The organism is Vibrio chemaguriensis (assembly GCF_012275705.1).
Taxonomy (GTDB): Bacteria; Pseudomonadota; Gammaproteobacteria; order Enterobacterales; family Vibrionaceae; genus Vibrio; species Vibrio diabolicus.
In genome coordinates, this window is record NZ_SHOE01000008.1 from 11,891 (window position 1) to 31,722 (window position 19,832).

The window sequence follows — 19,832 nt, forward strand, 5'->3', positions numbered from 1 at the left end:
CTTGCGGTGAATATATCTCAACAAAACACAGCAAACACCAAATGACTGTTGTGCACCTCATATGTCAGCACATCATACGTATCTTTAGCTGCCTGGCCCCTCAAGTGTCAATAAACAAGGCTTATGTAATGAGAATAAGCCGTTATTACTGGGCTAATTCCTATCGTATTGACATTTGAGGGGCGCTTTTAGCTAAGCCTTTTTCCCTTTTGCAATCGCGTCCAGTTCTTCAACCAGGTCTTCAGCTCTTAGGTGAGTGTAGCGGCGTAGCATCTGCATCGATTTGTGGCCGCTGATAGCAGCGACCTGTTGATCACTTAAACCACCTTCTACTAATCGGCTGACGCTTTCGTGTCGCAAGTCGTGAAACTTAAAGTCCTTTAGCCCAATCTTGGCTTTAATCTTCATCCATACTTTATTGAAATTGTAAGGACGTCGTTTGCCGTCTTTGCCTGGTTCGCCAAAGAAGATCAGGTCAGTATCAATTGGCCGTACGGGGTTATTAATCGCTTGCTTAAAGGATTCTAACGCCAGGAGGGAAAGCGGAACGGTTCTCGGCATCGTGTTTTTGGTTTCAACCAGGAAAACTACACGTTTTTTCAAATCAACTTGAGAGCGGCGTAGAGAGGTTATCTCTGATGAACGCATACCCGTTTCTAAAGCTATACGGACAATCCAGGTTAACATCGGGTTCGAGTGTGCCTCAACGGCTTCTAGGAGCTTTAATTCTTCTTCTGGAGTCAAACGTCGTTCTCGCCCAGAAGGAGGGGAGGGCTTACGGATATTTTGTACCGGATTAATTACTAAGCCTATGCCCCATTCTTTAATCGCGATGTTGTATAGGTGACTGAGTAGCGCCAGGTCTATACGAACTGTGTTTGGCGAACGAGGTTTCGGCGCAGGACTCCCTTTAGCGTCGCATCGGTCTAAGCCAGCTAGACGGTCATCACGGTATTTGGCAATGATATCAGGAGTGAGGGCTGCTAGAGAGTATTGGCCTAAAGCTTTGATGATAGGTTTGGAATGTCTTGCATCACATGCAGCGGTGGCCGGACGCTTCGTGGGAGATACTTCAGCTAAATAACGTTGCAGAGCATCCTCTATCGTCATCCGTTCTGAAGAAGAGCGTTTGATATACACGCCACGAACAATTTCATCTTCAGTACGCCTAGCCCAATCTTCTGCATCACGTTTGAGGCGAAAAGTTTTGGATGTAGTTGGCCAGCCTGTTTTTCTAATAACAGCTTTCCATGTGCCTGAAGGGGTTTTGACTAAGGTTGCCATAAAAGTACTCCCGAATACTCACTGTACTGATTTTGTACCTCGGGAAGGATAGAAAGGCAACATTCAAAAGAAGATAAGCGGTAAGTGCTTGATTTGAATGGTGGCCCCTCCCAGACTTGAACTGGGGACCAATCGATTATGAGTCGACTGCTCTAACCACTGAGCTAAGGGGCCTTAATAGGACAACGATTATAGGGGAAGCGTTGCAAGGTGTCTAGATACCAACTAGGGCAATTGCGCTTAGTTTTTATCCACTTAGCACAGTCGATAATAAAAAAGGTGACCTAAAGTCACCTTTTTTTGATTTCTAAAGCTTATATGCGCTGCGTTTATTCGTCTAGGAAGCTGCGCAGAGTCTCTGAGCGGCTTGGGTGACGAAGTTTACGTAGTGCTTTTGCTTCGATCTGACGGATACGTTCACGAGTAACGTCGAACTGCTTACCAACTTCTTCTAGAGTATGGTCAGTGTTCATGTCAATACCAAAGCGCATACGAAGTACTTTCGCTTCACGTGGCGTTAGACCTGCAAGCACGTCTTTTGTCGCCACTTTAAGGCTAGTTGCAGTTGCAGAATCTAGCGGCAGTTCTAGCGTTGTATCTTCGATAAAATCACCTAGATGCGAATCTTCGTCGTCACCGATTGGTGTCTCCATTGAGATAGGCTCTTTAGCGATTTTCAGAACTTTGCGAATCTTGTCTTCTGGCATCTGCATGCGCTCAGCCAGTTCTTCCGGTAATGGCTCACGACCCATCTCTTGCAGCATTTGACGAGAGATACGGTTTAGCTTGTTGATCGTTTCGATCATGTGTACCGGAATACGAATCGTACGTGCTTGGTCCGCGATTGAACGAGTGATTGCCTGACGGATCCACCACGTTGCGTAAGTCGAGAACTTGTAACCACGACGGTATTCGAACTTATCTACCGCTTTCATCAGACCGATGTTACCTTCCTGGATAAGATCCAAGAACTGTAGGCCACGGTTGGTGTATTTCTTCGCGATAGAAATTACAAGACGCAAGTTCGCTTCAACCATCTCTTTCTTCGCACGGCGAGCTTTTGCTTCACCGATAGACATACGACGGCTGATGTCTTTAATGTTCTGTACGTTTAGAGAAGTCTCTTCTTCAATCATTTTTAGCTTAGCGATTGAACGACGGATTTCTTCTTCGTTACGTTTGATCTTTTCAGCGTATGGCTTGTCTGAAGCAAGAACTTCATCCAACCAAGCTTCACTTGATTCATTACCAGTGAACAGCGCGATGAATGATTTCTTCGGCATTTTGCCGTATTCAACCACAGACTTCATGATCAGGCGTTCTTGAGTACGAACGCGATCCATAGCAGTACGCAGTTCATTCACTAGGTGATCAAACTGTTTAGGCGTTAGACGAAACTCGCGGAATACGTCTAGCATCATTTCATTAGCAACGGTTGCTTTCGGGCTGTTATAGCCGTACTCGTTGATTGCTAATTGAAGATTTTGATAGGTGCTGCGTAGTTGGTTGAATTTCTCTAGCGCTAACTCTGGATCGATACCTACATCTTCTTCAGAATCATCTGAATCGTCATCGCTATCTTCGTCGTCATCAACGTCTTCATCGTCTTCTTCTTCTAACTGAGATTCAGTCAGTTCAGAACCGATGTGTGTTGCTGTTGGGGCAGCGGTGTCGTCAGCATCTGGGTCTACAAAACCTGAAATAAGGTCAGTAAGACGTAGTTCTTCAGCTTGAACTTTGTCAAATTGCTCAAGAATGTACGGAATCGTACCTGGGTATTCAGCAACAGACGATTGAACTTGGTTAATACCTTCTTCAATACGTTTTGCGATGTCGATTTCGCCTTCGCGAGTTAGAAGTTCGACAGTACCCATCTCACGCATGTACATACGTACTGGGTCTGTTGTACGACCAATCTCACTCTCTACGCTAGACAGTGCAGCGGCTGCAGCTTCGGCTGCATCTTCATCGGTAATATTTGTGTCATCGTTCAGTGCTAAATCATCAGCATCAGGAGCAGTTTCTACTACCTTAATGCCCATGTCGTTGATCATCTGAATGATGTCTTCTACCTGTTCTGAATCTACGATTTCAGCAGGTAGGTGGTCATTTACTTCGGCGTAGGTCAGATAGCCTTGTTCCTTGCCTTTAATAACAAGTGACTTTAGCTGTGACTGCGGATTGTGATCCATAGACGGTATCCAACTTCGTAATCTGGTGAAGGAATCAGTATGCGAAATGCAAACCACTTACTATAACAAATTAAATCGTTGCTGACTAATTAAACAGGGTTACGCTTTTAAATCTAGCATAAGTGCTAGCAGCTCCCTTTTCTCTTCGGCTGATAAACCGACACTTCTTGCTTTGGCCTGCAGGTTTTCAATTTGTTTTTCTACGCACTGGGCAATAATTTTATCCAGTGAGTCTAAAAATATTTCTTCTTGGTTGTCCTCATCGAGTGGAATGTCCCAACTCGCGAGACGAGACAGAAGGGTCTCATTTTGGCTGTTTCGCCAATGCTCTAATAATTGGCCTGTGTTGATATGGGGATGCGCTTGGCATTTATCAAGTACATCAACAAATAAACTTAGACCAGGAATGGGCAAATCTCTAACGCTAGTTAGATCTGGCACCATACTTACGTATTGTGGGTTTTGAATCAGTAACGCGATCACTTCTCGCATCGGCGTTCGCTTGATTTCTTTATGAGGTTGAGGCCTTTTATCCTCTTTACCTTGTTTTGAAATTAGCTGCTGTAGTTGGCGCTCATCAACCAAACCCAAACGGCGGCCAAGCAATTCTCTCAAGTATAGTCTTAAAGTGCCGCCAGGGACTTTATCAATGAGAGGAACCGCAAGAGTACTCAGTTTTGCCATGCCTTCTTTCGTGCTCATATCGACCTGCTGAGTCAATGAGCTGAACATGAATTCAGACAAGGGCATCGCATTAGACACTTGCTGCTCAAATGCTTGTTTTCCGTTTTGTCGGATATAAGAGTCGGGATCTTCTCCATCCGGCAAAAACATGAATTTTAACTGGCGACCATCAGTTAGGTAAGGCAATGCATTTTCCATGGCACGCCACGCGGCTTCACGGCCTGCGCGGTCACCGTCGTAACAACATACGACGGTGCTTGTTTGCCTGAATAACACTTGCAAGTGATCGCCCGTTGTAGAGGTACCCAATGAGGCAACGGAATAATCTACGCCATATTGAGCAAGCGCGACAACATCCATATAGCCTTCAACCACTAAAATTTGTGGTGGCTCACGGTACGCTTGTAGTACTTCATAAAGGCCATACAATTCTTTACCTTTATGAAATATCGGGGTTTCGGGTGAGTTGAGATATTTCGGTGTCCCATCACCTAATACTCGACCACCAAAGCCTATTACTCGGCCGCGTCTGTCTCGAATAGGAAACATCACTCGACCACGGAATCGGTCGTAGCGGTTGCCTTTGTCGTTTTCGATCAACATGCCGCCTGTGACGAGCATGTCTTGGTTTTCTTTATTCTGGCCAAAGTTCTTACGAACTAAATCCCATTCATCAGCCACATAGCCGATGCCAAATTTCTGGACGATTTCACCAGACAGGCCGCGATCTTTTAGATACTCAATCGCCACTTTACTTCCTGGCTGCTTGAGTTGGTTACGATAAAATTGAGCAATGCTGCCCATTAAGTCGTATAGATTACGTTTTTCACTGCTGCTTGCTTGTGGGCCTGACTGGAACGAACCATTACCGCCGCTACGTTGTTCGCGAGGAACATCTAAGCCCAAGTATGAAGCGAGTTCTTCAATGGCTTCGACGAATTCTAGCCGGTCGAATTCCATCAAAAAGTCGATGGCATTTCCGTGCGCACCACAACCAAAACAATGGTAGAACTGCTTTTCTTGACTGACGCTGAATGACGGCGTCTTTTCGTTGTGGAACGGGCAGCATGCGCCGTAGTTTTTGCCTTTTTTCTTAAGTTTCACACGTGCGTCGATGATATCGACAATATCAAGTCGAGCTAGAAGGTCATCGATAAAACTGCGAGGGATGTGTCCAGCCATAAAACCTAACAAAAAAAGAAGATGATGAGTGGAGTGAATGCTTTAAAAGAATAAGCGTGTTGCTCACTTATTTCATTCCATTCATCCAGATACAAACAAGCCGTGCGTTCCAAAGGATAGCACGGCTTGCTGCAATTGGGTGGGGTATCTTAAGCCAGTTTAGCGCGAACTAAACCGCTTACTTTACCCATATCTGCGCGCCCTTGAATTTGCGGTTTCAGAACGCCCATTACTTTGCCCATGTCTTGCATGCCAGCTGCGCCAGATTCAGCAATCGCGTTCTCGATAAGAGCCGCTACTTCTTCGTCTGTCAGTGGTTGAGGCATAAAGTCCTCAAGAACGGTAATTTCTGCTTGTTCCGCATCAGCAAGATCTTGACGACCCGCTGCTTCATACTGCGCTACAGAGTCGCGACGTTGTTTAACCATTTTGGTCAATACTGCAAGAATGTCGTCATCGTTCAGAGTGATCTGCTCGTCAACTTCACGTTGCTTGATTGCTGATAGGGCTAAACGAATAGTACCAAGGCGTAATTTGTCCTTGGCTTTCATCGCTAATTTTTGCTCTTCTTTGAGTTGATCAATCAGAGCCATAACTAAATTCCTTTTGGAGCTCAGTTATTAGTACAGGCGAACGCGACGAGCGTTTTCGCGAGCTAGCTTCTTAGCGTGACGCTTTTGAGCTGCTGCTTTAGCGCGTTTGCGAACTGTAGTTGGTTTTTCGTAGTGCTCACGACGACGCACTTCAGAAAGGATACCTGCTTTTTCGCAAGAGCGCTTGAAACGACGTAGAGCAACGTCGAACGGTTCGTTTTCACGTACTTTAACTACTGGCATATGCCTTTCACCTCAGGGGTTATTCGTTAACGCTGGCATTCAACAGACCAAATCACAATTGTTTGGTCTCTTACCAGCTTGATCAAAAATGGTGCGGAATTTTAATCCGATCACAACTACTTTGTAAAGCCTTTTGTCGATTATTGTCTGTACAAAATTTGTTTGCAGCACCAAGGCGAGGTAATATGACGCCCAAATTTCCTCTATACAGAAAGCATACTGAGAAAACCATGCGCATTATCGGTATTGAAACCTCTTGTGACGAGACTGGCATCGCGATTTATGACGATGAAAAAGGTCTGCTGTCACACAAGCTTTACAGCCAAGTAAAACTGCACGCAGATTACGGTGGTGTGGTGCCTGAGTTGGCTTCACGTGACCATGTAAAGAAAACCATTCCTCTTATTAAAGAGGCACTAAAAGAAGCGAACTTAACTTCGAAAGACATTGATGGTGTCGCGTACACCGCGGGGCCGGGTCTCGTTGGTGCACTATTAGTGGGCGCTACTATTGGTCGCAGTATTGCTTATGCTTGGGGAGTGCCTGCTGTACCTGTTCATCATATGGAAGGTCACCTGTTGGCTCCAATGCTGGAAGATAACCCACCGCCATTCCCGTTTGTGGCAGTGTTGGTGTCGGGTGGTCACTCGATGATGGTCGAAGTGAGAGGCATCGGTGAGTACAAAATTTTGGGTGAGTCGATTGATGATGCGGCGGGCGAAGCGTTTGATAAAACAGCGAAGCTAATGGGGTTGGATTACCCAGGCGGCCCGCTGTTGTCTAAACTGGCAGAAAAAGGCACGCCGGGTCGTTTTAAGTTCCCGCGCCCAATGACTGATCGCCCTGGCTTGGATATGAGTTTCTCTGGCCTGAAAACCTTTACAGCAAATACGATTGCTGCGAATGGCGATGACGAGCAAACTCGCGCAGACATCGCATTGGCATTTGAAGAAGCCGTGTGTGCAACATTGGCGATTAAATGTAAACGCGCGCTTGAGCAAACAGGCATGAAGCGTATTGTTATTGCTGGTGGTGTGAGTGCTAACCGTCGTTTACGTGCAGAGTTAGAGAAGTTAGCGAAGAAAGTTGGCGGCGAGGTTTACTACCCACGAACTGAGTTCTGTACGGATAATGGTGCGATGATCGCTTACGCTGGTATGCAGCGTTTGAAGAATGGCGAAGTGGCCGATATGTCGGTAGAGGCTCGCCCACGTTGGCCGATTGACCAACTGACGCCAGTCGCTTAATCAAACTTATGCGGTAGGTTTGAAATAGATTCACTACGATAAAGGTCTCTGCTCATAAGAGGCCTTTATTTTTAGTTATTCAATGAAAAGCTTCGTTTACACTCTGACTGATGCGAGCAGTTCGGTATCGCTTCAGTGATAGGATGGTGCGGAAGAATAAGAAATGGATATAACAATGAATAAGTTTGAAATTGAAGGTCAGCAACTTGCTTACCTTGATAAAGGTGATGGTCCAGTATTACTGTTTGGTCACAGTTATTTGTGGGATAGCCAAATGTGGGCGCCACAAATTGAAGTTTTAAGCCAGTCATATCGTTGTATTGTGCCAGATTTGTGGGCACATGGTGAGTCAGAAGCAGCCCCTACATCGACAGAGTCATTAGTTGATTATGCACAACATATGTTGGCGTTGATGGATCATTTGGATATTGAAGAGTTTTCGGTGGTGGGCTTATCTGTTGGCGGCATGTGGGGAGCGGAACTGACGGCTCAAGCACCGCAACGTGTGAAATCACTGGTATTGATGGATACCTTCATTGGCTGGGAGCCAGAAGTTACGTATAAAAAGTACTTTGCAATGCTTGATACCATCAGCCAAGTCCAAGCGGTGCCTGCGCCAATTATTGAAGCTGTCGTGCCATTGTTTTTTGCTAATAACGCTGAGCAGGTGAATCCTGAGTTGGTCGCTGCATTCAAACGCAGTTTAGAAAGCCTGAGTGGTGAGCGTGCGGTGGAAGTAGCTCGCATGGGGCGCATGGTGTTTGGTCGCCGTGATGTGATTGAAGATTCGGAAAAATTCGCTCTGCCGACGTTAATTGCGGTGGGCTGTGAAGATAAGCCTCGCCCGGTTTTCGAATCGTATTTAATGAAAGACTGTATCACGGGCAGTGAGTTGGTAGAAATTCCGCAAGCGGGACACATCAGTTGTTTAGAACAGCCGGAGTTCGTCAACCAAATGTTGTTGAACTTCCTGAATCGAGTTCATGCATAACCAATGCATCCCTCTTTAAACGAAAAACTCGGCATTAAGCCGAGTTTTTTTGTGTCAGTTTCTTCTCGCCGATTTTTGGCTCGTCGCCAGACAAAAGCCGACGAATATTTTGATGATGCTTAAATACGATTAAGCAACACAGCATAGCAACAGGTAACGTGTATTGCGGTTTAAACATCCAAGTATAAAACGGAGTGACCAAAACCGTGACGAGAGCCGCTAAGGATGAATAGCGGAATAGCGCGGCTACTGACAGCCAAGTTAACATCACCAATCCTGTTAAGTCCAAACCAATCGGAGCGATAGCGCCAAGCGCGGTTGCGACACCTTTTCCGCCTTTAAAGTGGAAAAAGATGGGGTACATGTGGCCAAGACAGGCAGCAATGGCGATGACGCCAAGAATGATAGGGTCGATACCAAGAAAGTATCCGCCCCATACGGGGATGGTGCCTTTGAGCATATCGCACAACAAGACTGAAACAGCGGCTCCTCGTCCGCCAATACGCAATACGTTCGTTGCTCCAGGGTTGTTGGAGCCTACACTGCGTGGATCTGGCAGTTTTAAGAGTCGACAGATCAAAACCGCACTGGAAACCGAACCCAGTAAATAGGCGGCCATTGTCATTATCAGTGCCAGTGCGTCCATAGAAGTCCTTGATGGATTGGAATTTAATGCTCGGTTCCCGCGTAGTTGCTATCATACCTCGAATTCACATAATGCAGAAATCCTCACTGTGATAGAGCTTGCATTATGTGATTTCTTGTATATAAAGATGCTTTCGCAGTTTATACCTAAGTAACATTGTGATGACCCAAGTAAATGTTACTTAGGTATAGAATACTACGATCAAATTACCCCTCACGGGTATCCGACCTCTGTAATAGAAGGACATAAGATGGCTCTGGATAAAGTTTTTATTGAACAATTAGAAGTAATCACCACGATTGGCGTGTACGACTGGGAACAACAAATTAAACAAAAGTTGGTTCTGGATATCGAAATGGCGCACGACAACAAGCCTGCGGGTAAAAGCGATGATGTGCAAGATGCGCTGGATTATTCACAAGTGAGTGAGGCGGTACTGAGCCATATTGAAAATGGTCGTTTTCTGTTGGTTGAACGTGTAGCCGAAGAAGTGGCAGAGCTTATCATGCAGCGTTTCTCTGTGCCTTGGGTGAAAATCCGTTTAGCAAAACCTGGTGCCGTGCCACAAGCTCGCGCTGTTGGTGTCGTGATTGAGCGAGGTCAAGCATGATCACCACCTATATCGGTGTTGGTACGAATGTAGAAAGAGAGCAACATGCGCTCGCTGCGTATCAGGAGCTGCTACAGCTTGGAGAAAGTCTCCTCGTATCGCCGGTATATGAATGTGAACCTATTGGCTTTAGCAGCCAGAACTTCTACAACTTTGTCGTTGCAATGCGTACCGAGTTGTCATTAGAAGAGTTGAGTCATCAGCTGCGTGAGATTGAATTTAAGTGGGGACGCGAAGAAAATGCGCAAAAGTATCAGGATCGAACACTGGATCTCGATATAGTGTTGTTCGGTGAATGCGTCTCCAAGAAAAAACCTGAGCTACCTCGCAGTGATATCTACAAATATCCTTTTGTCACAAAGCCTCTGTATGATCTCGAACCTCAATTAGTGATCCCAGGCGATGGACGCACAGTCGCAGATATTTGGCATGCAATGCAGCCAGTCGATTCACTCAAACCTGTTTCTTTTTCATTTTTAATTTGAGTTGTTTACATGAGTTATTTTGAAGCCTTTATTCTGGCTCTGATTCAGGGTCTGACAGAGTTTTTGCCTATTTCGAGCTCTGCCCATTTGATCCTGCCCTCCGCCATTTTGGGATGGGAAGACCAAGGTCTAGCTTTTGATGTTGCTGTTCACGTCGGTACATTAATGGCGGTAGTGATCTATTTTCGCCATGAAGTGATCACTCTGTTCCAGGCATTATTTGCTTCGATCTTTAAAGGAGATCGGAGTAAAGAAGCAAAACTTGCTTGGATGATCGTGATCGCCACGATTCCAGCTTGTGTGTTTGGCTTGTTGATGAAAGACATCATTGAAGTGTATCTACGTAGCGCTTATGTCATCGCGACCACAACGATCGTATTTGGTTTGTTGCTTTGGTGGGTAGACAAAAACGCTAAGTTGGTTGCGGATGAATACCAAACGGGTTGGAAGAAAGCCGTGTTTATCGGTATTGCTCAAGCCTTAGCGATGATTCCTGGAACGTCGCGTTCAGGGGCGACCATTACGGCTGCACTTTACCTTGGCTTTACTCGAGAAGCGGCTGCGCGCTTTTCATTTTTAATGTCGATCCCCATCATTACATTGGCTGGTAGCTACTTGGGCATGAAGCTAGTGACCAGTGGTGAACCTGTCCATATTGGTTTCTTACTGACTGGTATCATCACATCGTTTATCAGTGCGTACATCTGTATCCACTTCTTCTTAAAGATGATTTCACGCATGGGCATGACACCGTTTGTGATTTACCGTCTGATTCTAGGTTTCGGCTTGTTTGCGTTCTTGCTTAGCGCCTGATAACGCGACGGATTGGCAGCTTGCTTAACCGCAAGCTGCATACCTAAACCACAACGTCATTCTGAACAGCGACGAAGGAGCGAGATTCAGAATCTTCTCTCCGAGTTTCTTGTGGCGTTGGTCACTTCTAAAACTTCCCTGCGTGCTGATATTATATTCCTAGTCTCGCTAAGGCTCGCTGGAATGACCTGGCATGAATACAATTCGGTTAATTAAGCTGAGCTCAGATCACTTATTCAAAGCGACTCTTACCGCTTCAATCCGTCTCTTTTCTTGTTCATCACGTATTGCCGGGCCTTTAAATCCATCCTTAATGATGCTCTGAACATCTACGGCGGCTGCGGCTTGATAAGCGTGGGTAAAAATCTCAGCTTGAGGATAAGGCTTCTCTTCTAACCCTTTTCGACCTGCATGGTCAGCCTGACAGCATATTAAAATATCTTCTAAGCGCTCAGCTTTGCGCCACACATCGAATTTGTTGAGTATTTTTATGATGGTTTGCGGCTTTAACTCGGCCGCACGATGGATATTGGAGTGCTGTTCGCACACCATCAAGGCTAAATCACGAAACTCATTCGGTACACGGACACGCTCGCACAGCTTTTTGATCAGTTTTAATCCTGTATGACAATGCATTCTGTGGCTTGGCCATTCGCTCTCTGGCGTCACCCCTTTGCCCAAGTCATGCACTTGAGCGGCAAATCTGACGGGGAGTGAGTCACTCAATCTTGCGGCTTGCTCTGCCACCATCAAAGTATGGATGCCTGTATCGATTTCTGGATGCCATTTTGCTGGTTGAGGTACGCCAAATAGAGCATCAATTTCAGGTAAAACAACGGCCAATGCACCACAATCTCTTAGAACCGATAAGAAGATATCAGGGCGAGGGGTGGAGAGGGACTTATGCCATTCTTGCCAAACACGCTCGGGAGTCAGTGTGCTCAGCTCTCCAGATTCTGCCATGTGGCGCATTAACTGCATGGTTTCGTCGGCAACCGTAAAGTTTAGATCAGCAAGCTTTGCAGCGAAGCGAGCGACACGTAAAACGCGTAGAGGGTCTTCAATAAAGGCGTCTGAGACATGGCGTAGCAGTTTATCGTTGAGATCTTTCTGGCCGCCGTAAGGATCATGGAGCTTACCTGCATCATCCATTGCCATTGCATTAATGGTTAAATCACGACGAATTAAATCTTCTTCTAAGGTGACACTTTGATCAAAGAAACACTCAAAGCCAGTGTAACCAGAGCCTGATTTTCTTTCTGTTCGCGCAAGTGCATGTTCTTCTTTGCTTTTGGGGTGCAAAAATACAGGAAAGTCTTTACCAACGGCGGTGTACCCTTGGGACAGCATCGTCTCGGGAGTCGCACCTACGACCACCCAGTCGTTGTCATAACTATCAATTCCGAGCAATTTATCTCGAACTGCGCCACCTACTAAATAAACTTGCACGAATTACCTCTTAATTTATTGATATGCCGTTGGACATTGTAGCAAGCAATGGTACTTTTCTTTACTCCCGAGAGTAGATGCAGCTATGTTTATATTATATCTGACTATTTCCTGGTGGTTTTTTAGCTGGAGAGCCTAATGTATAAGGACTTTTTTGGGTTTGTAGAACAACCATTTTCGATTGTTCCAAACTCGCGTTATTTGTATTTAAGCCAACGTCACAAAGAGGCAATCACACATCTCCAAGCCGGGTTAGGCGATGGCGGTGGTTTTGCTATGCTTACTGGCGAAGTGGGTACAGGCAAAACGACCGTCGCAAAAGCGATGCTGGCGAATTTAGGTGATAACACCAAAGCGGGTCTGATCCTAAATCCCACGTTTTCGAGTCGAGACTTGCTCGAAGCTATTTGCGATGAATTCAAAATTACTTATCCGCCAGATGCAAACCTCAAACAGCTAAACCAAGTGATTCACAAATACTTGCTGCGTAATTATCGCTCAGGCTGGCAGACATTGCTGGTCATTGATGAGGCTCAACACCTTGCTGCCGACGTTTTAGAGCAGTTACGTTTGTTGACCAACTTGGAAACTGATACCAGAAAACTGCTCAAAGTGTTGTTGGTCGGACAGCCTGAATTACAGCGGCTATTACAAACGACGCAACTACGCCAGCTCGCTCAGCGCATTACTGGGCGTTATCACTTGTTGCCGTTGGATGAAAAAGAGACAGAAGATTACATCGCGTTTCGATTACATACGGCAGGTGGTGACCAGCAACTGTTTAATCGTGCTTCTTGTAAACTCATTGCCAAATACAGTCACGGCATCCCGCGCTTGATTAATCTTATCTGTGATAAATCTCTCAACATCAGTTATCACCAAGGTAATGTGGTGGTGGATAAGCAAACCGTTCAGCAGGCTTGTGAAGAGGTGATGCAGTTTCAGGCAGATATTTATCAGCAAGATAAAAAAGAGCGCCGTACTTTCCGTTGGCCTGCTTGGGGCTCAGTCACGGTGGGTCTTATTGCGGCATTAGGTACGGGGTGGGCGGTCGTGAATTATATGCCAGCTCAAGCAACGTCGGTGTTGGCGCAAGTGACCGCACCAAGAGAGGAGCCAACGCCAATAGTCGTCAACCAACAATTGACAGATGATCAGCGTGACTTATTGTTAGCACAAAAACAGTCGAATCTCGCCGTGAATGATTTGTATCGTTTGTGGGGTTATCAAGCATCGGTTCGCGACAATCTTTGTTTGTCAGAGCCCCAATCGACCATGCGTTGTGAGCGTAAAATGGCGACCTGGCCGCTGCTGATGCAACAAAATCGCCCTGTAATTTTGGAGTTGAATTATCAAGGTGATGTTGGGTATGTCATTTTGTACGCCGTCGGCAATGACAAAGTCGAAGTGCTCAATGGTAAGCAGCGTCTGCGTCTGCCTATTTCGTGGCTAAAGCCGATGTGGCAAGGCAATATCATTGAACTGTGGCAAGCACCGTTGAAAGAGACATTACGTTTAGACATGGAAGGTCCTGCGATCGAAGTATTAGACCGATTATTAGCAGAAGCGGTAAGTGAGCCACTGCTTGAAACGTCTATTTTTGATGGTGCGATGAAAGAGCGCGTTGAGTTATTCCAACGTTGGCAAGGTATCGGGGTCGACGGCATTGCAGGTAAGCGAACGCTAGACCGACTTCAACAAAACGTGCAGCCAGATGCGCCTCAACTGGCACGAATCGAGAAGGAGGACGCATAATGTCAGCCATGAAACATATTGGTTTGTTCTTGTTGCCGATCACCGTTGCTGCAATCGGAGTTGCTTGGTATTTAGATCTCCTTACGCCTCATGCTGAAGCTAGTACTTCCGCCCCTAAGGCTAAGATGGAAGCGGAACAACCGTTCAAAGCATTGGACTATCCTGAAACTACTCAGTTGGCGCAATTGCCGAGAGAGTGGCCAAGTGCAGAGCTGTCTCGTGATTTTGGTACGTTTGCAACATCTGATGAATACGTGAGTAATACAGCAAACAAAGACGAGATAGAAACATCTGTATCAACTCAAGGCACTTCAGTAGTTGAAGAGGACCTAGGTTTGTCTCTGGATGATCTTGACTTGTCCTCATTATCTCCTGATTTGGCGCGAAAGGTCGAAAATGCGTTATCCCGAGATGATGCGCCTTCACCACAAACGGTGCGCGTGAACGATTTAGAGCGCAACGCTCACCAATGGCAAGGGCGTTTACCTGCGCTCAATTTGCAAACTCACATGTACGCCAGTGATGAAAATCGCCGCTGGGTGAAAATTAACAATGTTGAATATCATCAAGGAGACGTTGTTGATGGGCAGGTCACATTAAGAGAAATACAACCGCAAGCGGTGATTGTCGAGTTCCAAGGTGAGCAAATTCGTATACCAGCGTTGTATGAGTGGAAAGGGTAACTGTTATAGCAACACATCAAGCCAGCGAAATCATATCGCTGGCTTTTTTATTTTTCAGAACACCTTTTGCATCTATTCTGGTGATGATTTTTAGATACTCAAACAAGCAAAATATAGCTTTTCTAAGTCGTTTAAATAGCACCAATATCGTTCAACTATTGATAGCGCGATTCCAGTCAGCGTTGTGTAAAAAAACGCCACATTGACGAACTTCGTCATCACGACCTGGTCCACGTTAGACCCCATGAAATAACAGGAGTCTACACAGAGACACATGCGTATTCTGATTTTTTCTTTAAGTGTTGTTGCGTCGTTAAGTTACGCAGCAAAGCCGACCCCTTTCCCTATAACACCAGATAATAACGGACAAGATTTTATGGTCAGCGCGACCAACCCTTACGTGAGCAGCACTGGTTATTCAATATTGAAAGAGGGCGGGAACGCCGTTGATGCCATGGTCGCGATGCAGATGGTGATGTCTGTAGTTGAGCCAGATATGACGGGAATTGGCGGCGGTACTTTCGCGCTGTTTTATCAACATGGCAAGCAGAAGTTTTTAGCCCTTGATGGGCGAGATGAAGCGCCGTCTAGCGCTCACCCTGAGATGTTTATTGAAAATGGGAAAGCACTCAGCCGCGATGAAATTTTGGGGCCTCGCTCCGTTGCGGTACCGGGCACCTTACGTTTGCTTTATTCCACTCATGAGCAATACGGCAAATTACCATGGTCTGAGTTGGTTCAACCTGCGATTAAGCTCGCGCGTGATGGGTACGCGATGAATAGCTATACCTATGATATCGTCGTGCGAGAGCAAACGCGTTTGGCTCGCGACCCAGAAATTAAAGCCTTGTATTGGCAAGATGATGAAGTGAAGCCAACAGGGACGTTAATGAAGAACCCTAAAATGGCTGAGACGCTAGAGAAAATAGCTCAGCAAGGCGATCGCTATTTGTATGGTGGTGCACTTGGTCAACATATTGTTGATACGGTGAATAGTCGTATTAACGATCAGCATGAGAAATTGTCGTTAGAGGACTTTAAAAACTATCAGGTGAAATCTCGCGATATTTTTGAAAGCGATTATCGAGGCAACAAAATCGTTTCGTTTGGTTACCCGGCCTCTGGCGGTGTGATGGTTGCTCAAAGTCTGAAATTGCTGGAGCCGTACGATATATCTCAGATGGCATTAACTGATGTAGAGCCTTGGCGTTTAATGACCGAGGCGATGCGCTTAGCAAAAGCTGATCGTATTGCGTATGCAGGAGATCCGGATTATGTGGAAGCACCAGTTGAACAATTGTTATCTAAAACCTATTTGGACCAGAGACGTGATTTAATCCCTGATAATGGCACCTCGAAAGAGAATCCAAAAGCAGGACAGATAACGCAAACTCAGTATGCGCAATATCAAGGCTTCGAGAGCAAAGATACAGGGCATATTTCTATCGTCGATAGAGATGGAAATGCAATAGCGATGACTAGTACGGTAGGAACGGGTATGGGCTCGGGTGTGATGGTCGATGGCGTTATCTTGAACGCGCAAATGGCAAACTTTTCACCTCAACCAACGCTTAACGGTAAGCCTACTCAAAACTCGATTGAAGCGGGTAAGCGTCCACGCTCAGCCATTACGCCATTAATGGTGATGGACAGTGATGATAACTTGCGTTTGGTTGTCGGTTCACCAGGAAGTTCGCAAATCCCGGGGTATGTACTCAAAACTGTGGTTGGCGTGCTCGATTGGAACTTATCAGCGCAAGAGGCTATTGACCTACCAAATATCCAGTACGGCACCAAGATAGACCGCACCAAGCCGTATGACCCAACAGGCTTGCTAGTGGAGAAGAAAACCTTCGCAGAAATGTTGGTGCCGGAGTTTATGGAGCTTGGCTACCCAGTACACGTTATTCCAGTGGTAAGTGGTTTGAATGCAATTGAGCTAAAAGATGGCAAGCTTTATGGCGCAACGGATCGTCGTCGAGCGTCTAGTTCAATGGGGGAGTAGTGCAGATTTCCGTAAAACTAAGCAAACAAAAAAGCCAGTCGAATATCGACTGGCTTTTGCATTCTTTTTATAGATAAAAGGGCGAAGGACTTATGCCCAACCCGCAGGTGAACGTTTTCTACGAGGCATGACATGCGGAAGAATCAAACCAAATAGCAAACCTAAACCTGCAACACCGCCGCCATAAGTGAAGTACTTAAGCAGCATGTCGTCTTTTTGTGTATCCAGTTTAGCGCGCAGTTCGCGGTTTTCTGTCTCAACAGAAGTAAGTTGGTCGCTGATCTCAGAGTATTTATTCTCAAGATCGGAAATTTGTTGGTTACGCGTTTCTAGAGAGGTAACAAGGCCGGCTTTCTCTGCATCAGAAGTTTTACGAGCGTTAGCAAGCTGCTCTTTCACTTCTGCTAGCTCTTTCTCAATGCGAGGAAGGCGAATCGCCATGCTTTCTTGGTTTGTCACAAACTTGCTTTGTACCCAACCAGTACGACCGCGGTCATCACGAACTTGCGTATAGCCAGTATCTCGGTTGGTTTTAATCAGTTGTACTTTAGAACCGGCGTTAACACTACCAATAATACGGTAGGTGTTATTTGGACCTGAGTGCATAAAAGTGAAGAGGTCATCAGAAATATAACGGTCTGCTGCTAGGGCCGCTGGCGCTGCTAGCAAAGTAAACAAAACCGTGATGATTAGTTTTTTCACAGTAAATCCCTTAACGATTTTTCTTGGAGACAGCGTTGGCACCGAATGATTGGAGCCGGAAATAGACGAATAGTATGCAGTTTCAAACTTCGGTGCAACAAAGAAGGGAGGCAAAGCCTCCCTTTCTGTGCGTTTGAGTCAATAATGACAAAGCGCTTACATTCTATTGACGAGTGTCTTAAGCGAACATCGCTTGAAGTCCGTAGAAGAATACAACGGCCAATAGTGCACCTGCTGGTAGTGTAACGATCCATGATGCCACGATGTTACGAACCACGCCCAGGTTTAGTGCCGCGATACCACGAGCAAAGCCAACACCGAGAACCGCACCAACCAATGTTTGAGTGGTTGAGATTGGCAGACCAGTACCAGAAGCTAGAACAACAGTACAAGCGGTTGCTAGCTGAGCTGCAAAACCACGGCTAGGAGTTAGCTCAGTGATACCTGTACCAACGGTTGCCATTACTTTGTGACCCAGTGTAGCAAGACCGACCACGATACCAATACCACCAAGAGGTAGAATCCACCAAGCGATGGTGCTTTTCGTGCTGATTTCGCCCATGTGTTCAACAGTCGATACTACAGCAGACAGTGGACCAATGGCGTTTGCAACGTCGTTTGAACCGTGTGCAAATGCCATTGCACAAGCGGTGATAACCATCAGAACGCTGAAGATACCTTCCACGCCAGAAAAGCTGCGGTCTTCTTCGCGATTAGCGAATTTTTTCTGGATGTATACGTAGCCGCCAACCATCACGAGTGCTGAAACTGCTGCTGCCCACATCCAAGCTTCGCCATTGGTTAGGTGAAGACCAACGTGTTTTAGACCTTTTTTGATAGTTACAAGTGCAATCACCATTGTTGTGATGAACATGTAAACAGGAACAAAACGTTTGGCGTTGAATAACGGGTTCTCAGTATCAAAAATCAGACGTTGTGCGCTGACAAAGATAACGTAAGCAAAGAAACCTGAAATCACTGGTGTAATAATCCAGCTGCCAACAATGCCTTGAACGCTGCCCCAGTCAACCGCTTCAGTACCTACTGATACGCATGCAAAACCAATGATTGCACCGATGATTGAGTGAGTCGTAGATACTGGCCAGCCCATGTAAGAGGCAAGAAGTAACCATGTACCCGCAGCCAAAAGAGCAGACATCATACCGTAGACAAGAACGTCAGGTTGACTAGCAAATAAAGAAGTTTCGATTACACCTTTACGGATAGTGTCGGTTACTTCACCGCCTGCAAGGTAAGCACCTGCAAATTCGAAGATCATCGCAATGATGATAGCTTGTTTTACGGTTAGCGCTTTTGAACCTACTGATGTACCCATCGCATTAGCAACGTCGTTCGCGCCAATACCAATCGCCATCATGAAACCAAAAATCGCTGCAACAATAATCAGGACAGTGCCGTAGTTCGCAAGGATATCCATCGTAATACCTAGTTGTTTTATAACAAGCGGAACAAAATTTTACGCGCGCCAAACCATAAGACGATGAAAATAGTCATCGTCCCTATGACACGTGTTCATTATGCTCTTCGTTATGTAGTTAACTTTATGTTTTAAGATCGAGATAGCATGACTTCCAAACGAGCACCTACGCGCTGCGCTTGGTCGGCAATACCACCTACCCATTCAAGAATCTTGTACAAGAACATGACATCGATAGGGTTCATGTCAGACTCAATCGCCATCAACTGTTGACGAAGTTCAATCTGCATAGCATCGGTATCATCTTCGATGACATCTAATTGATGAATCATTTCAGCGACGAGCGTCACTTCACGACCTTTGAAGCCGGTTTCTAGCAATTCATCAAGTTCGTTGATTACCTTTTGCGCCTGATCGGCCGCATCAAGACAACGTTGAACGTAAGCGAGGAAGTTTGGTTGGAGAGCCTCAGGAATGACAAGTTGACGACCATATACACGGCCAGCAATGTCTTTTGCCAGGTTTGCAAGTTTGTCCTGCTGAGTCAGAAGCTCAAGCATGTCAGTACGGTCTACTGGCATGAACAAACCGCGAGGCAGTTTTAGACGGATTTCACGTTTCAGCACGTCCGCTTCTTTCTCTAGGTGAGAAATTTGTGCACGGATTTCAGATGCTTTTTCCCAGTCACCCTTTGAAGATACTTCAAAGAATTTCACCAAGTGTGAACAACATTCGTTGACACACACAACGTGGCGTTGCAAAGGCTTAATTGGGGACTTTGCAAATAACCCCATAATTGTATTTACTGGCATGGTCATTCAACCTAATAA

At 45.9% G+C, this 19,832-nt stretch carries 18 protein-coding genes and 1 tRNA gene; 8 read left to right on the top strand and 11 right to left on the bottom strand.

What is annotated here, in order from left to right:
- Nucleotides 1-192: 192 nt before the first annotated feature.
- From EX191_RS09300 to rpsU, 6 genes are all read right to left on the bottom strand, one after another.
- Nucleotides 193-1,284, bottom strand: a complete 1,092-nt coding sequence (locus tag EX191_RS09300; RefSeq protein WP_193447632.1) for an integrase — start codon at nucleotides 1,282-1,284, stop codon at nucleotides 193-195.
- Nucleotides 1,285-1,382: 98 nt separating this feature from the next.
- Nucleotides 1,383-1,458 (bottom strand) — tRNA-Ile (locus EX191_RS09305).
- 155 nt (nucleotides 1,459-1,613) lie between these two features.
- Entirely contained in the window at nucleotides 1,614-3,476 is a 1,863-nt protein-coding gene (gene rpoD / locus EX191_RS09310; protein WP_005395986.1) for an RNA polymerase sigma factor RpoD, read from the bottom strand.
- A gap of 99 nt (nucleotides 3,477-3,575) precedes the next feature.
- Nucleotides 3,576-5,342, bottom strand: a complete 1,767-nt coding sequence (dnaG, locus tag EX191_RS09315; RefSeq protein ID WP_193447633.1) for a DNA primase — start codon at nucleotides 5,340-5,342, stop codon at nucleotides 3,576-3,578.
- Between the two features lie 149 nt (nucleotides 5,343-5,491).
- The gene (locus EX191_RS09320) at nucleotides 5,492-5,935 is read right to left on the bottom strand and encodes a GatB/YqeY domain-containing protein (protein ID WP_005395984.1); all 444 of its coding nucleotides are present in this window, start codon (nucleotides 5,933-5,935) and stop codon (nucleotides 5,492-5,494) included.
- A gap of 27 nt (nucleotides 5,936-5,962) precedes the next feature.
- Nucleotides 5,963-6,178, bottom strand: coding sequence for a 30S ribosomal protein S21 (gene rpsU, locus EX191_RS09325; RefSeq protein ID WP_001145625.1), 216 nt, complete (start codon nucleotides 6,176-6,178; stop codon nucleotides 5,963-5,965).
- Nucleotides 6,179-6,408: 230 nt separating this feature from the next.
- Here rpsU and tsaD point away from each other — a divergent pair, with 230 nt between their 5' ends.
- Nucleotides 6,409-7,425 carry a tRNA (adenosine(37)-N6)-threonylcarbamoyltransferase complex transferase subunit TsaD gene (tsaD, locus tag EX191_RS09330; protein ID WP_046874179.1) on the top strand — a complete coding sequence of 339 codons (1,017 nt, stop codon included), beginning with the start codon at nucleotides 6,409-6,411 and terminating at the stop codon, nucleotides 7,423-7,425.
- Nucleotides 7,426-7,600: 175 nt separating this feature from the next.
- On the top strand, nucleotides 7,601-8,416 hold the full coding sequence (locus EX191_RS09335) for an alpha/beta fold hydrolase (protein ID WP_193447634.1): 816 nt from the start codon (nucleotides 7,601-7,603) through the stop codon (nucleotides 8,414-8,416).
- 34 nt (nucleotides 8,417-8,450) lie between these two features.
- Here the strand turns inward: EX191_RS09335 and plsY are convergent, their stop codons facing one another.
- Nucleotides 8,451-9,062, bottom strand: coding sequence for a glycerol-3-phosphate 1-O-acyltransferase PlsY (gene plsY / locus EX191_RS09340; protein WP_005379857.1), 612 nt, complete (start codon nucleotides 9,060-9,062; stop codon nucleotides 8,451-8,453).
- Nucleotides 9,063-9,312: 250 nt separating this feature from the next.
- Between plsY and folB the strand changes: the two genes are divergently transcribed.
- Genes folB through EX191_RS09355 form a run of 3 tightly spaced genes read left to right on the top strand, consistent with a single transcriptional unit; the run spans nucleotide 9,313 to nucleotide 10,970 of the window.
- Nucleotides 9,313-9,672, top strand: a complete 360-nt coding sequence (gene folB, locus EX191_RS09345) for a bifunctional dihydroneopterin aldolase/7,8-dihydroneopterin epimerase (RefSeq protein ID WP_005395977.1) — start codon at nucleotides 9,313-9,315, stop codon at nucleotides 9,670-9,672.
- A complete protein-coding gene (folK, locus tag EX191_RS09350; protein WP_012841141.1) occupies nucleotides 9,669-10,157 on the top strand; it encodes a 2-amino-4-hydroxy-6-hydroxymethyldihydropteridine diphosphokinase in 489 nt (162 codons plus the stop codon). The genes folB and folK overlap by 4 nt, the downstream gene beginning before the upstream one ends.
- 9 nt (nucleotides 10,158-10,166) lie before the next feature.
- Nucleotides 10,167-10,970: an undecaprenyl-diphosphate phosphatase gene (locus EX191_RS09355; RefSeq protein ID WP_006743204.1), complete on the top strand. Its 804-nt coding sequence runs from the start codon at nucleotides 10,167-10,169 to the stop codon at nucleotides 10,968-10,970.
- A 228-nt stretch (nucleotides 10,971-11,198) separates the two neighbouring features.
- Here EX191_RS09355 and EX191_RS09360 read toward each other — a convergent pair whose 3' ends face one another.
- Nucleotides 11,199-12,419: a multifunctional CCA addition/repair protein gene (locus tag EX191_RS09360; protein ID WP_006743203.1), complete on the bottom strand. Its 1,221-nt coding sequence runs from the start codon at nucleotides 12,417-12,419 to the stop codon at nucleotides 11,199-11,201.
- Nucleotides 12,420-12,557: 138 nt separating this feature from the next.
- Here EX191_RS09360 and EX191_RS09365 point away from each other — a divergent pair, with 138 nt between their 5' ends.
- From EX191_RS09365 to ggt, 3 genes are all read left to right on the top strand, one after another.
- Nucleotides 12,558-14,174 (top strand): ExeA family protein, encoded by a 1,617-nt coding sequence (locus EX191_RS09365; RefSeq protein WP_005395952.1) that lies wholly within the window; start codon nucleotides 12,558-12,560, stop codon nucleotides 14,172-14,174.
- Nucleotides 14,174-14,857, top strand: a complete 684-nt coding sequence (locus EX191_RS09370) for a general secretion pathway protein GspB (RefSeq protein ID WP_005395951.1) — start codon at nucleotides 14,174-14,176, stop codon at nucleotides 14,855-14,857. The genes EX191_RS09365 and EX191_RS09370 overlap by 1 nt, the downstream gene beginning before the upstream one ends.
- Before the next feature lie 274 nt (nucleotides 14,858-15,131).
- Complete coding sequence (gene ggt / locus EX191_RS09375) at nucleotides 15,132-16,862, top strand: gamma-glutamyltransferase (RefSeq protein ID WP_193447635.1); 1,731 nt, start codon at nucleotides 15,132-15,134, stop codon at nucleotides 16,860-16,862.
- Between the two features lie 90 nt (nucleotides 16,863-16,952).
- On the opposite strand, the gene EX191_RS09380 is transcribed toward ggt, so the two are convergent.
- From EX191_RS09380 to EX191_RS09390, 3 genes are all read right to left on the bottom strand, one after another.
- Nucleotides 16,953-17,564 (bottom strand): TIGR04211 family SH3 domain-containing protein, encoded by a 612-nt coding sequence (locus EX191_RS09380; protein ID WP_031780509.1) that lies wholly within the window; start codon nucleotides 17,562-17,564, stop codon nucleotides 16,953-16,955.
- Between the two features lie 178 nt (nucleotides 17,565-17,742).
- Nucleotides 17,743-19,002: an inorganic phosphate transporter gene (locus EX191_RS09385; protein WP_005395948.1), complete on the bottom strand. Its 1,260-nt coding sequence runs from the start codon at nucleotides 19,000-19,002 to the stop codon at nucleotides 17,743-17,745.
- 131 nt (nucleotides 19,003-19,133) lie between these two features.
- The gene (locus tag EX191_RS09390; protein WP_031780508.1) at nucleotides 19,134-19,814 is read right to left on the bottom strand and encodes a TIGR00153 family protein; all 681 of its coding nucleotides are present in this window, start codon (nucleotides 19,812-19,814) and stop codon (nucleotides 19,134-19,136) included.
- Between the last annotated feature and the right edge of the window lie 18 nt (nucleotides 19,815-19,832).